Origin of the sequence: Coleofasciculus sp. G1-WW12-02, assembly GCF_040219735.1 — a bacterium.
GTDB lineage: Bacteria > Cyanobacteriota > Cyanobacteriia > Cyanobacteriales > Coleofasciculaceae > Coleofasciculus.
Genome location: NZ_JAVJRX010000088.1, coordinates 1 through 14,726 on the forward strand (window position 1 = coordinate 1; position 14,726 = coordinate 14,726).

12 protein-coding genes and 1 pseudogene are annotated in these 14,726 nt (G+C 44.6%); 8 read left to right on the forward strand and 5 right to left on the reverse strand.

Annotated features, from left to right (window positions below; translation table 11 throughout):
- Positions 1 to 139 precede the first annotated feature (139 nt).
- Positions 140 to 364 (reverse strand): annotated as a pseudogene (locus RID09_RS14575) (helix-turn-helix domain-containing protein); the annotation flags it as partial.
- A 299-nt stretch (positions 365 to 663) separates the two neighbouring features.
- Between RID09_RS14575 and RID09_RS14580 the strand changes: the two are divergent.
- From RID09_RS14580 to RID09_RS14590, 3 genes are all read left to right on the forward strand, one after another.
- The gene (locus RID09_RS14580; protein ID WP_446336650.1) at positions 664 to 1,746 is read left to right on the forward strand and encodes a mechanosensitive ion channel family protein; all 1,083 of its coding nucleotides are present in this window, start codon (positions 664 to 666) and stop codon (positions 1,744 to 1,746) included.
- 187 nt (positions 1,747 to 1,933) lie between these two features.
- A complete protein-coding gene (locus tag RID09_RS14585; protein ID WP_446336651.1) occupies positions 1,934 to 3,046 on the forward strand; it encodes a mechanosensitive ion channel family protein in 1,113 nt (370 codons plus the stop codon).
- Positions 3,047 to 3,323: 277 nt separating this feature from the next.
- Positions 3,324 to 3,884 carry a DUF2062 domain-containing protein gene (locus RID09_RS14590; protein WP_446336652.1) on the forward strand — a complete coding sequence of 187 codons (561 nt, stop codon included), beginning with the start codon at positions 3,324 to 3,326 and terminating at the stop codon, positions 3,882 to 3,884.
- 100 nt (positions 3,885 to 3,984) lie between these two features.
- Here the strand turns inward: RID09_RS14590 and RID09_RS14595 are convergent, their stop codons facing one another.
- Both RID09_RS14595 and RID09_RS14600 read right to left on the reverse strand, forming a co-directional pair.
- Positions 3,985 to 4,848 carry a DUF4388 domain-containing protein gene (locus tag RID09_RS14595; RefSeq protein ID WP_446336653.1) on the reverse strand — a complete coding sequence of 288 codons (864 nt, stop codon included), beginning with the start codon at positions 4,846 to 4,848 and terminating at the stop codon, positions 3,985 to 3,987.
- A gap of 130 nt (positions 4,849 to 4,978) precedes the next feature.
- Positions 4,979 to 5,356, reverse strand: a complete 378-nt coding sequence (locus tag RID09_RS14600; protein WP_446336654.1) for a response regulator transcription factor — start codon at positions 5,354 to 5,356, stop codon at positions 4,979 to 4,981.
- Between the two features lie 702 nt (positions 5,357 to 6,058).
- On the opposite strand from RID09_RS14600, the gene RID09_RS14605 reads away from it, so the two are divergent.
- The 4 genes from RID09_RS14605 to RID09_RS14620 all read left to right on the forward strand — a co-directional run bounded on the left by RID09_RS14605 (position 6,059) and on the right by RID09_RS14620 (position 11,360).
- On the forward strand, positions 6,059 to 7,420 hold the full coding sequence (locus RID09_RS14605; RefSeq protein WP_446336655.1) for an AAA-like domain-containing protein: 1,362 nt from the start codon (positions 6,059 to 6,061) through the stop codon (positions 7,418 to 7,420).
- 552 nt (positions 7,421 to 7,972) lie between these two features.
- Positions 7,973 to 8,728 carry a PEP-CTERM sorting domain-containing protein gene (locus tag RID09_RS14610; protein WP_446336656.1) on the forward strand — a complete coding sequence of 252 codons (756 nt, stop codon included), beginning with the start codon at positions 7,973 to 7,975 and terminating at the stop codon, positions 8,726 to 8,728.
- 441 nt (positions 8,729 to 9,169) lie between these two features.
- Positions 9,170 to 9,883 carry a PEP-CTERM sorting domain-containing protein gene (locus RID09_RS14615; protein WP_446336657.1) on the forward strand — a complete coding sequence of 238 codons (714 nt, stop codon included), beginning with the start codon at positions 9,170 to 9,172 and terminating at the stop codon, positions 9,881 to 9,883.
- Between the two features lie 487 nt (positions 9,884 to 10,370).
- The gene (locus RID09_RS14620; RefSeq protein WP_446336658.1) at positions 10,371 to 11,360 is read left to right on the forward strand and encodes a GGDEF domain-containing protein; all 990 of its coding nucleotides are present in this window, start codon (positions 10,371 to 10,373) and stop codon (positions 11,358 to 11,360) included.
- Between the two features lie 415 nt (positions 11,361 to 11,775).
- On the opposite strand, the gene RID09_RS14625 is transcribed toward RID09_RS14620, so the two are convergent.
- Positions 11,776 to 12,459, reverse strand: a complete 684-nt coding sequence (locus RID09_RS14625) for an ATP-dependent Zn protease (RefSeq protein ID WP_446336659.1) — start codon at positions 12,457 to 12,459, stop codon at positions 11,776 to 11,778.
- A 62-nt stretch (positions 12,460 to 12,521) separates the two neighbouring features.
- The gene (locus tag RID09_RS14630) at positions 12,522 to 13,421 is read right to left on the reverse strand and encodes a M15 family metallopeptidase (RefSeq protein ID WP_446336660.1); all 900 of its coding nucleotides are present in this window, start codon (positions 13,419 to 13,421) and stop codon (positions 12,522 to 12,524) included.
- A 138-nt stretch (positions 13,422 to 13,559) separates the two neighbouring features.
- Here RID09_RS14630 and RID09_RS14635 point away from each other — a divergent pair, with 138 nt between their 5' ends.
- Positions 13,560 to 14,537, forward strand: coding sequence for an AEC family transporter (locus RID09_RS14635; RefSeq protein ID WP_446336661.1), 978 nt, complete (start codon positions 13,560 to 13,562; stop codon positions 14,535 to 14,537).
- Positions 14,538 to 14,726 lie beyond the last annotated feature (189 nt).

Consider the following 14,726-nt stretch of genomic DNA (forward strand, 5'->3'; position numbering starts at 1 on the left):
TTATCGAATGCGTCGGGTAAGAGTTAGCAATTTCAGGTTAATTTTGTTGAAGAATCTGGAATTTTTCTATTCTGCGCATGAAAACTTCTACTTTTCCCCTTCAAATTAGCTTCTCAAATTAGTTTGTGAGAAATGCGGGTACCCCCAAATCAGCAACCGATTGTTGCAGGGGAATAGCCGACACCTGTCCCAGCCACGCCCTGTCTTCAGTTTTCTTAGCCTGGGTGATGCATAGCTTCTGGAGTTCACTATTTTTGGGTAGCTTATCCGACTGCTTACACAACGCTAGGGCATCATTCCAGACTACCCGTACACACCCAAACAGTCGCGCCAATGACTGACACTGACCAGGAGTGGGATAGATTCGGAACTTGGAAACTACCGATAAAAAGTCGCCCTAAAAGGGCGAGGCTTTAGACCCTATTTTCCGGTAACAATTCATACCTACTTTGGCACCTCTGGGAGTAAACATCGAGACAGTATTGCCACAGAATACACGTCGCGATCGCGTGCGGGAAGAAGGGTTACTCGCGAAATATGGGGTAATCTATTCTCCGGGGAGTGCGGGAACGATTCAGTTATCGCCGTAGGGGTTTGGTAACCAAACCCCTACTCCGCGCCATAATAGTCTAACACGGCTAATTGCTGAAATTGGAGACTAGAATGCTGGATGCCTTACCAGGACTCCTGGATTTCGATACCCTGAAAACATTAATTTTACTCGGACTTGCCGGGATTTTCGCGATCGCGGGCGGTTCGTTTGCCTTTCGCTGGCTGGGTTCAGCCTTTGAGGGGTTCAAGGATCTCTATCCCAAGGTGATTCAACCGGAAAAAGAATTACTCGGTCTAACCCTGAGTCTAACCTTAACCGATATTATTTTTCTCGCCTATGCCAAACGGGAGTTTATCAAGTTGATTGAACTCCCCATCAGTCTCGCCTTAGCGATTACCGCGACTTTGTTAGGCTCTCGGTTATTCAAGCGATTTTTTGATGCCTATCTTTTAAATGCCACCCTGCAAAGTGGACGAAAGGTGAATAGTGAACTCTTACTCCTTTCCAAACTGATTGTCAATTTAGTGGTTATTGTCATCATTATCATTATATTTGCTCAAACCCATCAAATCAATATTTTGGGCTTGTTCGCAAGTTTGGGAATTGGCGGATTTGCTGTGGCTTTTGCGGCACAAAAAACCCTGGAACAGTTACTCGGTGGTATTGTGATTTATATCGACCGTCCCTTTGTCGTCGATGATTATATTGGTCTACCCGATGGCACTTTTGGCAGAGTCGAATCCATTGGACTGCGGTCTACCAAAATTCGTACCTCTGGTAAAGGAACATTAATGGTAATTCCCAATAGTTCCCTGACTCAGGTCAGTATCGAAAACTTCACGGGCGCTAAGAAGGTGATTTCGATTATCTCATTAATTTTCTATCGTCCGGTACCCGACCAAGAAAAATCGCTGATCCGCCAAGTTATATTAGAAAGCACAATTGATATCTTTGGGATTGACTCTCGCAGTACAGACGTCACATTTAAAGATATCATCCAAGATGGATCTCCGGCAATGACTCAAGCCCAAATTAACTTTTTTATCTTGGGTTCCGGTGAGTTTTCTATGGAATTGCGGCGTCAACTCCTTGATATTGCTAAACAAAATATCGCTAAGCAACTTAAAGAATATGGGATTGCCTTTGACATTGAAGAACAAACCATTAATGTGGATTCACCGATTACAATCTAGTACCGTTACCTGGGAAGTCAAAAGCTTGCCCTCAAAGGTCGTGCCGGGTCAAAAGTTATACTGTAGGGGCGGGTGCGGGCTACTCAGGGGAACTTGTAAGTGAGCATTTAGCTCCCGTAGTAAAATACAGACGTGACCTGTCGTGTCTGTATAGGAATTCCGACTTCCCAAATAGCAGTACTAGCCGATGAATTTAACTGATATAGCCAACAGAATTCGTGATGTTTATCAATTTATTTACTCCTTAAATTTGCCTAACTATGTTCTTTTCTTAATATTTGCTCTCCTTTCTATTTTGGCGGGTCGATATACTCCGATTCTGGTTAGCTGGATTATCCACAGATTTTCAATTAAGCAGGGAAAGGAAATTTATGATAATTTGATTGACCCACTCCAAAAAGCTTTCAAGTTTGCTGGAACCTTAATCCTACTCTCATTCTCACTGGCTTGGCTGAGGGAGTATCCAGGGTTGTATAACTTCATGCTTCCATTTACGGATTTAGCCGTAACCGTGAGTGTGGCTTGGTTAGCCTCTCGCTTATTTCGCCAGTTTGTGCGAGTGTATGGGATAGGATTAGTGCGGAAACTCGGACGGGAAGTTGATGAATTGCTTCTTGTGTTTGAGACTCTAGCTAATGTAATTATTGGGTTTATTGCTGTGGTCGCATTTGCTCAAAGCCAGGAAGTCAATTTAGTCGGCTTACTCGCCAGTTTTGGGATTGGCGGTATTGCGATCGCGTTTGCGGCACAAAAGACATTGGAACAGCTTTTGGGTACGATTGTCCTTTATTTAGACCGTCCGTTTATTCCGGGAGAATATATTCGTTTACCTAATGAGGTGTTTGGTCGCGTTGAATCGATTGGCTTGCGGTCTACAAAAATTCGCACGGCGGCTAAAAGCACACTTTTGATTGTTCCTAACTCAACGATGGCAAATTGGGAAATCGAAAATGTCACCCGAGGGAAGAAAGTTATGGTATTACTCTATTTGGATTTTGCTCAACTTTTGGAAGAACGAGAAAAAGCTTTAGTTCAGCAAATTATTACCGAAAGTACGAACGCTTTATTCGGTATCGATCCGGGAAGTACAAATATTACTTTAATTCCCTCCTTGGAAGAAGAAACTACCCGGGCTAGAGTAACGTTTTTTATTCTCGGATCTAGTGAAAATTCAATTCAATTACGTAAGCGCTTATTGGAACTCGCTAATGAAAAAATTTCCAAAAAATTATTGGCTTATGGAATTAACTTTAAGATGAATGAACCGACGATTTATGTAGATTCGCCAATTACTATCTGATCTGAATTATGATGAATTATGTATGAAAAACTTAAATTACCCCTTCTTTAAGCTGTAATGCATTTAAATTGGGTATGAGTAGCGAGCAAGATGCTCGCACTACAAGGATTGCGCCATTATTGATATTAAGGTTTAAATGCCGAACAGCTTAACATAAGACTAATGACATAAGACCAATCAATGAAGACGATGGAACTCGATCGCGATCGCGAGTGTCAGTTAGGATGAGTATAGACTCCCTACTCCCCTTGCTGTAACTGTAGATTCTCTAGCCTGTATGTCTGGAAATTCCTTGCAAACTCGCCCCCAACATTCATCATTAGAGGTAAAATCTGAACCCATTTGTCCTCCCCCCAATCGCAACCGCTATATCAGACCCAGTTTCCGGCGCCGCTTACAATACTATTACTGGCGCTTAATTCGTCTCTCTGGACCCCCAGAAGTGATCGCACGCGGCTTAGCCTGTGGTGTGTTTGCGGGACTGTTTCCCTTATTTGGGCTACAAACCATTTTAGGTATATGTCTAGCCCTTATCTTTCGCGGAAATAAAATTATCGCGGCGGCTGGTACTTGGGTGAGTAATCCATTGACGTATGTGCCGATTTATGCATTTAACTTCCATGTCGGTCAATGGCTACTCCAGCAAAATGGCTTAACCGATATTAGCCTAGGATCTTGGCAGGAGTTCAAAGAATTAGGATCTGAGATTATCGGACCGTTATTTGTCGGCTGCTTTACAGTGGGAATGGTTGGTGCGATTTGTAGTTATTTCCTAGGATTGATACTGGTGCGGCGGGTTCGCGCCTCTTATCGATCAAATCGCCAACGTCATCGCTAAAAACCGTCAGAGGCGAAACCTTGTAAGAGAAAAACTAGGAATGCCAAATCGTGAGGTACGGAAGCCTACACCGAATCAAAGATTACGGTGTAGGAGGATATTACGAGGCTTTAGGGACTAAAAATCCCAGTAAATTTTGCAGAAATGAATAACTGACGGTTTCCCGATAGGAGTCTTGACGTAACCCTGATGATGGAGACTCAACAGTCGGGGTAAAGTTATCCTCTACCTCTAGAAAAATCTCTTCGGCTAAACCAATCGCAATTAAGCGAAAAGCAATCTGCTGTACCGTTTTCAGGGGAAGTTGTAGGTATTGGGCGATCGATTGGAGAGACACCATGCAATCAGTATAAGTCCAAACTTGCCACTCTAGGTCATTTAACGGATAATCAGGTTTAACATTCACCACACTGGCTAAAGCCGTATCCGGATCAGGTAACTGATCAGCCAAAGCATCCCAACTCGGCAAATTTCTGAGTCCGATTAATGTGGCTAGTGTCGCCGATATACTCAAGCCTGTCATTTCTATTGTCGGTAGCGGCACATTATGGTCAAACCTAAAATGACCTGATTTGAGTTTAAATGCATCATAAATTGGCTGGAGAACTTGAGCTTGGAATAGCCACTTGAGTTGCTGGTTGGTTAAAATCCCCTGTTTTTTAAGATAAGAACCCAAAGGTTGATGCTGGGGACATAACCGACTCAGTTTAGCAAAGAGACTGGATGGACAGGTATCCTTTAGCCAGCGCCGTTGGGTAATCAAAGAGACTAAACCTTGATCATCTAACAAATTTGCCATCCCGACAAGGTTTCCCCGATACACCCAAATATAATACGCTTTATTTGAGGACGTTTGCTCCGTATCGTCAGGATGCAAAGTTAGCAAACCGCTTTGATGTCCGGTTTCAAGTAACCAAAAAACTTGCGGTAGAGAAAAATCAGCAAGAGAACCTGTGATGCACATGATAATTTAAAGGTATTTTAAGGATTGACTTTAAACTCTTTAAAAGAGCGAATTTTCTTGTCTGTACATAACTTTCGATTTCGTTGAGCGTTTATTGGTAGCTTGGCAAACATCCACCCCCTAATATTTTTTACCTAGGAACAGCTACAGTTGAGCGAATCTGATCTAACAATTCTTGGAAATTGAACGGTTTGAAAAAATAAGCATTAGCCTTGGCTTCATTAGTCGAGATGGTCGGTAAATCTGGTTCTAAACCTGTCATTAGGAATATAGGCAGACGATAGCCGTACCAACGCAATTTTTTACACAGACTTATCCCATCAAGTTGGGGAAGTTCGATATCAGAAAGTATCAAGTCGTAGTCGGTTCCTATTGCCCTTTCCCAAGCCACTTCGCCATTTGTAACCACATCAACGACATAGCCTTCAAACGTGAGACATTCAAATAAGGCTTCGGCAAAGTCTAGGTTATCTTCGACGACAAGGATTTTCATAATATCTAAATCCATTTTCTAAATCAGGGTTAATGATTCCGGAAACTCTACCATACAAGTTACTCTTTATGAGACCAACTTATATCTGTTAGTTTTACAAGAGAAATTTCTAACGTTCCGGTTAAATCCTTGAATTTTTATACGCCTGTTCAGCACTGTGATCGATTCAGCTACGACGCATTACAATCACTCAAATAAGCAGCGATTTTTGGTTAATAGCTTTAGCCAAGAATGCGGATCAATACCAGCGACCTCTCTTCCAGCTCATCCTCATTAAACTGAGGAATAAATTTTATGGCGTTTAATAACCTACCCATCTATACTTATTATGATGCCAGATTTAACCTCTACCAACAATATATAAATTTGACATCAGCTTTGTGTTGATGAAAGGGGAAGCTTTATCTAATCTTTAATTGCTATCCCCAAAAATTTACAGACTCTTTAAATAAGAGGGTTGACAAACTAAACGGAATGTTGGATTCTGACAAATATGTTCAATTTTATAGATTTGTCAATATATAAAATTGATAACTTAGTTAGTGAATATCAACTGCCAAGCCTCGGTGTTTTTAGGTTAATGCACATAAACTTGTAATTGTCAATAGATTAAAGTGATAACTTTAGGGAGTCAACTTCGTCTAATTTAGTGAACTTTTATGAATTGACAAGGCGTGACATACCCTGAACTGAGAAGGATAGATACTGGGGTGTAGGATGATTACACAGGGACATCGCCCTATTGATCAGGTATTGGAATGTATCGATACATTCCTGGTTGCCAAGACCGGTCATTCGCTGAATTATATTCAAAAAGCTATTTTGTGGGCATCATGGCAGGATGAACCTAAGACGTATGATCAGATTTCTCTGGAAAATGGTTATTCTGCCAATTATATTAAGCAAGGCGTCGCGCCGAAGTTATGGCGTTTACTCTCAAAAGCCTGTGGGGAAAAAGTTAATAAGACGAATTTTCGCTCGGTACTCGAACGAAAACTGTTTAATGGTAAGGGTTTAGCAACGGCTAAGTCGCTGGAACCTAGGCAGGTTGTCCCCTTAGAAGTACCAGAGGGACAAGTTGCGTTGAACTCTATCTATTATATTGAGCGATCGCCCCTAGAATCAGACTGCTATCAGCAAATCCGCCAACCCGCCACCATCCTGCGTTTACAAGGTTCCCAGCAGATGGGAAAAACCTCGTTAATGGCAAGAATTCTGGCTGATGCACAAAAGCAGAACTATCGGACGGTACGATTAAGCTTACATCAGGCGGAGAGTCCAGTGTTCAGCGCGATCGCGAAATTTTTGCGCTGGTTTTGTGTTAATGTGACACGACAACTTGGATTAGAACCGAAGCTGGATGAGTATTGGGATGAAGAAATGGGCTGTTTGATTAGCTGCACGCTTTATTTCCAGGAGTACTTACTCAGCCACAGCGATCGCCCCTTAGTCATTGCTGTTGATGAAGTGAATCAAGTTTTGCAGTATCCTGCGATCGCGGGGGACTTTCTCGCATTATTACACTCCTGGCAAGACGATACCAAAGATATCCCCGTCTTTTCAAAACTGCGCTTGGTGCTAGTTCATTCTACAGAGGGTTATCTTTCGTTTCATCCGCATCAATCCCTGTTGACGGTGGGGTTAGGGATTCAGTTACCCCCGTTTACTCGTGAACAAGTCTTTGAGTTGGCAAAGCGTCATCAACTCTATTTATCATCCCAGGAACTGGATCGGCTGATGCGACTTTTGGGGGGGTTTCCCTATTTGGTGCGTTTGATGTTCTATGAAATGGTCAAGCATCAGGTGAGTTTAAAATCATTATTAGAAACTGTAGCGACAGATACAGGAATTTATGGGAATCACCTGCATCGCCATTTATGGAGGCTGCGCCAGTATCCAGATTTAGCGGTGGCTTATCAACAGGTGCTTAAGGCAAATGATGCGGTAGAACTTGATCCAATCGAGATGTTGAAGCTGCACAGTTTCGGGTTAGTGCGTTGGGTTCGCGATCGCGTGGTGGTAAGCTGTCAGTTGTATGAAGAGTACTTTCGCGATCGTGTGGCTATAGGAGACTTGTAGGATATTGGTGAAAGACCCCTCCCGACCTGACTTTTCACGTTATGTGGCGCCTCTGTAGGGGCGGGTTTCACGACTATCTTTTTGGTTGCACAACAGATGTGACTAAACCCGCCCCAACTCAGGTTTCTAGACTTCCCGTGAAAAGACCCCTCCCGACGCCTCCCCTACGAGGGGAAGGAAGCGGAATTCTTGATTTGGAGAATGGGGGTGTAGGGGTTTGGTAACCAAACCCCTACGGTCATCTCTTATTGATCTTTAATGGATCTTGACAAAGTTTTGTTATCCTAAATACATCGTCCACGCACCCAAGTGTAGTCACTTGTGTAATATTAAAAATCTCTAAACCCCAGGGAGCGTTAATCCCAAGAAATCCCCCGATAGCAGGATGTCTTGCCCACCTGGACGGAACTTCATGAAAAGTTTACAGAAAGTTCATCGTAACTTTATGGATACTTTCAGAAAGCTTGAGTAATATGAAGTTAGCTTAGGCAGAGAAAAAACCTAAAGCGAAAGATACACACTAGACGCAGTTATCTATCGAGGAGTTTAAGTATGATGAACAGATGGGCAATCGCAGCCGCCGCTACAGGCGCAACATTAGTCGGAACTCTCGCCGCTCCCGCTCAGGCAATCACCTTGGGAGAAATTTGGTCAGGGGGTGGCACCTTCATGACGGATCATTTCACCTACAGCAACTTTACCTGCAGCTTAGCAAAATCCAATCTCGGTAACTCATTTCTAGTTCCCAACAGTTGCGACGAAATTAAGATAAACCACACAAATCCTTCCTTTAACCTGGAAATCCAAGGACCCTTCTCCGCCACCAATATAGGAAACACAGGAGTAGCTTTCATTGATGCCTTAATCAGCTTTGATGTAATGGCTAAGGATGGAAGCGACATCAGCAATATTGAGCTTGCCTTTAACGGAGCATTTGAGGGATTAGCGCGAGCTAGTGTGACCGAGACGGCTCGTGATATGAGCGGTAATATCATCGGACAACTCAAGGTTACCAATTCAGGTGCCGGCACAGACTTACAAGATCCTGCATTTGAAGCCGGAGACTTTGATCTGCTGTACCCTGTTTCAAAATTAAATATAACCAAAGATATCTTGCTTCAAGCCGGTCCAGGGAGTTCAGCGGAGATTTCATTGATTGGACAAAACTACACAGTTGATGTACCCGAACCAGGAACGGTAAGCGGATTACTTGTGTTAGGTGCCTTAGGAGCTGGCTTCATGTTCAAGCGCAACCGTCAATTCAGTGGGTTTACTTCTTTCTTTCCCTCTGACAACGACAACAACTAAGCCAAAGCCATATTCGCCCACCACTCTAGATAGATATGGTGGCAGGGCAAAAAAGAGAGGGTATAGTACCATTGAACACTTACCCGATTTTTTTTAGAGTTCCTGGAGACGGGGACTAATCTCTTATCAGCCAAGCCCTAATCACGGCTTGAGAGCAAGCGATCTTCCTTTGCGACTGAATATCAAGGAGGATCGCTTTTTAGGATATCATCGCTCAACGCCCTCATGTCAAAGGTATGCCAATTTCCTATCCTTCTTCAAGGTTTACCAAAACTTCATAATAATCCAGCGGTAATTTCATCAAGTCTTTACTGTAGAGGGAATGACAGCAAAGTTTATATGAGGTATCTTTAAAGAGAGAGAAATATACAGATGAAGATTAACCTCTTCTAAAAAACTTTCGCCATTCACAATCGTCCAGTTCAGTTAAGGAAAAATAATATGATACATAAATGGGCAATAGCAGCGGCTGTTACAGGCGCCACAGTGATAGGCACTCTAGCCGCTCCAGCTCAGGCGATCACATTGGGAGAGATTGGCAACGGCTTTCTGGATGTGGGAGATAAAAGATTCAGTAACTTTCAGTGTGCACTCTCGACGTCTGGTCCGGGACTGCTGGTTCCTAACAGTTGTGAAGAAATTAAGATCAATACCATTGAAAACAGTCCCTTTGGAATTGATATCCAAGGACCTTTTTCTGTAACTAATTTTGCTTCACCAGAAACTGAGTTTCTGCAAGCCTTAATTAGCTTTGATGTAGAAGTATTAGATCCCACCAAGGCGATTAACTCCATTAATCTGGCATTTAATGGAGCTTTTGCAGGGAATGGAAAAGCCAGTGTAAAGGAGACGGCTAGAGTTGGTGATACGATTGTTGCTGAGTTAATGGTGTCTAATCCTTATGAAGGGGGATCAGACCTACAAGATCCAGCACTAGAAGGCGAAGATTTTGACCTAGCTACCCCATACAAGAAATTGAACATTACCAAAGAGATTCGGGTTGAAGCCGAAGCGGGTGGTTCTGCGGAAATTTCATCAATCGTTCAGACCTATGATCAGACAGAGGTTCCTGAACCCGGTACAATCGGTGGCTTGCTCGCTATTGGTTCCCTGGGTGTTGGTTCAATCTTGAAGCAGCTCAAACAAAAGAAGTAATCCCCTAACTCAGTGTGTTCCCAACAAAGGTTCCTCAGAAGGTGCTTCCCTGACTGAGGTTTTGCCATATTTATCCCCATCTGAATCTTTGATTTGGGTGGGGTTATTCGTTGATTTTTAGTTATAGCAGTAGACACATAGCTGAGGACAAACGACTGTGGTAGAGACTTCTATGGAACCTCTCTACTAAATTCTGTAGTTCCACGGAGCAAGATGCTCCCACGACCCACCGATAAGCTAGTGTAGAAGTCAGAGCAAATGAGTTATACTCGAACTCTTGATCGCATCCAATGCAGGGTAGCAACCCTCAAGAGGATCGGCGTAAGTTTCTGCCTACAGCACATCCACCACTGGTCTTAGCCCAAAAAAGAGTCTACTCTGGATAGAGAAGGGGAATCCCTGCCAAAGCTTCAAATTCTGGTATAAAACGTTTTAACATCAGGTGCACAGGGTCAATGTCTCAGCTCTTGTCGAGCTACATCCCAAAATGGACGCTTCTGTATTAATCGTGGGAAATTCACAATTCCTTAAGACGTTCCTTGACCAGATTCGCACGATCACGTCTGGCAAGGTGGAAGCGTCTGCCAATCCGGAGGAGGCTCTGAGTAAGGTTCAAGCTAGACAATACGCCATTTTAATCGTACAGGCAACTCAGAACGGTAGTTTGGATCTCTGTAAGCAGGTTAAAGAACAGCTGCAGTTAAGCTGGACCTATTGCATTTTAATTAATGACCCGTCTTATCCTTTGAGTGAAGGTAAACCCGATCCGCGTCGGGAGCAAATTATTTGTGCTGAAGCCCTAGAAGGCGGTGCAGATGCTTACCTACCCTTAACCTGCGCCCCAACAGGAGATCCAGGAAGCACGTTGGCAGAATATCGGCTATTAAAAGCCCATATCCTAGCCGGGTGGCGCAGTGTGAAGTTCTATCAAAAACTGCTGCAAACCAATGATGTGCTCTCAACCCTGGCTCTTGCCGATCCCTTAACCGAACTGAATAATCGTCGGGCAATGGAATGGGAGTTACCCCGGCAAATTCAAAATGCCCGCACCTACATCACCGACTTAAGTGTGATTATGATGGATGTGGATCATTTCAAATCCGTGAATGACACTTATGGACATCAAGTTGGCGATCGCCTTTTGCAGTTGCTCTCAACCCGACTCCAGCATAATCTGCGCCTACAGGATACTTTGTTTCGGTATGGCGGCGAAGAGTTTTTAGTGGTTCTCAATCAAACCAACGGCGAGGAAGCTCAAATCGTTGCCAAGCGCCTGCGATACCTGATCAACGAGCAACCGTTTAATGTAGATGGTACGATCGCGATCGAGATTACGATTAGCGTTGGCATTGCTTGTCTCAAGGCTTCAGATGACCACAAAGGCGAAAGCCTCGTCAAACGCGCTGACCATAACCTTTTGCGTGCCAAAGCCAAAGGACTCAACCAAGTGCTTTACAGTGATGACACACTTTATTAATGTACCAGACGTAGCATGCTACGTCTGAATTTTGAGTGTTGAGTTTTGATCCTTCGCTTTGCTCAAAGGTACAGTTGTGTGTAGGGGCGGGTTTCACTAATATCCTTTCTATACCACACCTAAATGTGACTAAACCCGCCCCTAAGCTGTAATGCATTTAAATTGCGTATGAGTAGCGAGCAAGATGCTCGCACTACAAGGATTGCGCCATGATTGATATTAAGGTTTAAATGCCGAACAGCTTACTAATTTTTCTCCCCCAGCTTCCCCAGCTTCCCCAGCTCCCCCAGCTCCCCCAGCTTCCCCAGCTTCCCCAGCTTCCCCAGCTTCCCCAGCTCCCCCAGCTCCCCCAGCTCCCCCAGCTCCCCCAGCTCCCCCAGCTCCCCCCCCCCAGCTCCCCCAGCTCCCTTCCTGTTTAACTGTGGTAATGCTCTTGAATTAGACGATAGCAGTCGCCTACGCATGTCCGTTCTGCCATAGCTTTAACGAGGGCTTCGTAAGCCTTCCAATTGTCCTGTAACATCGTTTGAGCTTGGAGCATCGCCCAGCGCTGTTTGGTGGTCAATTCGCCAGCAGGACGTTTAAATAATGTCAATGCCTCTTTTAATTTTTGGCAATCGTCAATTCCTCCCTCCGCTTCACCGTAAACTAGAGTTTCTGCGGCAATTCCTGCCATCCAGACGGTACAGAATCGATCCAGAGTCAATCGCATTTCGCCAATGGCAAGTGGATTCGGCGAGAGTTGCTGAGTATCAAATTGCACACCACCTAAACCCGGTTGTCCCTGCTTTAAGGCTTCCCAGGCTGTCAGCGTATAACCCGTGATCGGAATCCCCAAAAGGTAAGCCACAAGGAAATGACCCGCCTCATGGTGCACAATGCGATCGCGATACTCACTACGCCTCCTTGCCAGCCAATCTAATAGTACCGTTACACCTTTACCTTGAAAGCTGAGGGTGTCTACCGTAGCCAATCCTAAAATTCCAAATGTTGCCAAAGCTGGAATAGCTGGTGGAATATTAAAAATTGGACTCAAAAGGGCGGAAAGGGTCATTCCGAAAATGCCAATGGCAATTACATTAAGAGTGGTCTGCTGCATAAGTTGATATAAAAGTGCGTTGTTGATGGTTGATTATGAAGTTTGCAATTAATTTCTAATAACTACAGATCCCCGTTCCCTGTTCCCTGTTCCCTGTTCCTTGTTTCCTGTTCCTTTTTACTAGAGTCATCCTCTAGTTCTGAGGGAGAAGGAGACGGTTCCGAATCAGGACGATCCAAATTTTGAGCTTTGTAGAAGGTTTCTAAACTATCAGGATCACCGACAAAGCGCCAGTGCCACGGTTCATAACTCACACCTTGGGGATTACCTTGGGGAAAGGATAACTCGAAGCTATAATAAGCGGCATTCTTTTCCAGCCACTTAAAAGCCGCCGTATTCTCAAAATTGGTGTTCAGATTTGTGGCGGGTGTTCTGCCATCGCCAATATCGACAGCATAACCCGTGTGATGTTCGCTGTAACCAGGAGGCGCACTCACTTCAGCCCGTTTTGTTGCGACTTGTCCCCTTTGCGCCTTGATGTCAAAAAACAAATGCTCCTGTTGTTCGGATGTACGATAGCCGGATATTGGTACTAATATCACACCATCGGCTTGAGCGGCTGCCCTCATCGCTTTAAATTTCTTTGCCGCCGCTTCTCGTAGTTTAATGCGACCATCTGAGGTAATGGGTTCGAGTTCGGATAGGGGGGCTTCTTCGTAGGGGAGGTGTCCCAAAAGATTATCGACGTCGTTGTCACTCTCTTCTGGATTAGCTGGGGTGGAGGTATCCGTTGTGGTGGGTTGTGGGGAAGAGGTAACCCTTTGGGGGGATTGAGAGGTGGACGAGGATAGGATTAGCCCCAAAACGATCGCGCCGCCTCCTAATACTGCCATGATAATCAGAAACGGTGACAGGTGCGATCGCCGTCGGGTGTCGGGTGTATCCCGCACCGCTACGGGAATATCCTCGTCTGTTGATTCGGATAAGTTGGCGGGTTTTCCTGGAAAATCGGGGGTATTCAAAACTCCACTCCTGAGCGTACTAATCAAGCCAATTTCATTCTCTGTAGGTTGGCAACTTCACTTACTGTAGTCTGTGCCAATTTGTTTTCTGAAAGACTGGCTTATTATCAAAACCGTTGTCTGTTTAATCATCCTCTAATGCTCAGTCTAGATCCAGAGCGTCTACAACCCCTGTTCCAACTTTACCTCCAGCTAGGGGGTGGTGTGGTACTCAGATGGGTGTTGGGACTTTTGATGCCCCAGTGGATACCAACGTTTATTGGTCAATTTCTGTTCTGGATTGGGGTTCCTATCAGTATTATTACGTTTCTACGGGGGGCGGATCTATCGGGAAAGATTTGGATTGCCCCAATAGCGGCTTGGGTGGCGATTTTATTGGGCGCTCTCTTGGCTTGGTTTTGGATGAAGGGGGGTGGGGGTCAGTTTGTCGCCGAAAAAGGCTTGACAAATGATAATCCCCATGAATGGAATAAACCCACTCAAGGGAGTTTCTTGCTGGCGTCGATGGTGGGGAATACGGGGTATTTGGGGTTTCCCGTTAATCTAACCTTATTGGGAGAAAACTATTTTGGCTGGGCGCTATTTTATGACATGCTAGGAACCTTACTCGGGGCGTATGGTTTAGGTGTAGTATTGGCAGCACGTTTTGGTCGGGTTAATAAGAGTCAGGGGCAGTTAGTGCGATCGCTGGTGATTAATCCGGCGCTGTGGAGTATGGGCATAGGATTAGCGTTGCGTCAGGTTCCGTTAGCAGGATGGCTGGAGGAGGGAATGACCGGATTTGCTTGGAGTGCGATCGCGCTTTCACTAATTCTGATTGGTATGCGTTTGAGTCAGTTGGCGTCTTGGCGCAAAGTTAGACAAGCTGGGGTGAGTCTGGGCATTAAAATGCTGCTGATTCCCTTGGTACTAGGGATGGCGTTATCGCAGTTTGGCATAATTGGTAAGCCGCAGTTAGCGATCGTCCTGCAAATGGCAATGCCGCCAGCTTTTGCCACTTTAGTCATCGCCGAAGTTTATGAACTCGATCGCGAGTTAACTGTGACAGCACTGGCGGTTGGTTCTACAGGACTTTTACTCACCTTACCGATTTGGTTACTCTTATTTGGTGCTTAGCGTGACATACTCCAGACAGCGATACAAGTATACGCTGCTGGCTTCTCCCACCTACTACATCTATAACGATCTCTATTTCTAGAGCGTAGGATTCGAGCTTTTTATAGTGAGTAAGATGCCCAGACCCACTTTTTAATACTTTTTTCTTAAGTGTGAGAACTTGTTTTTAAGCTTTCGTTTTTTGCTTTT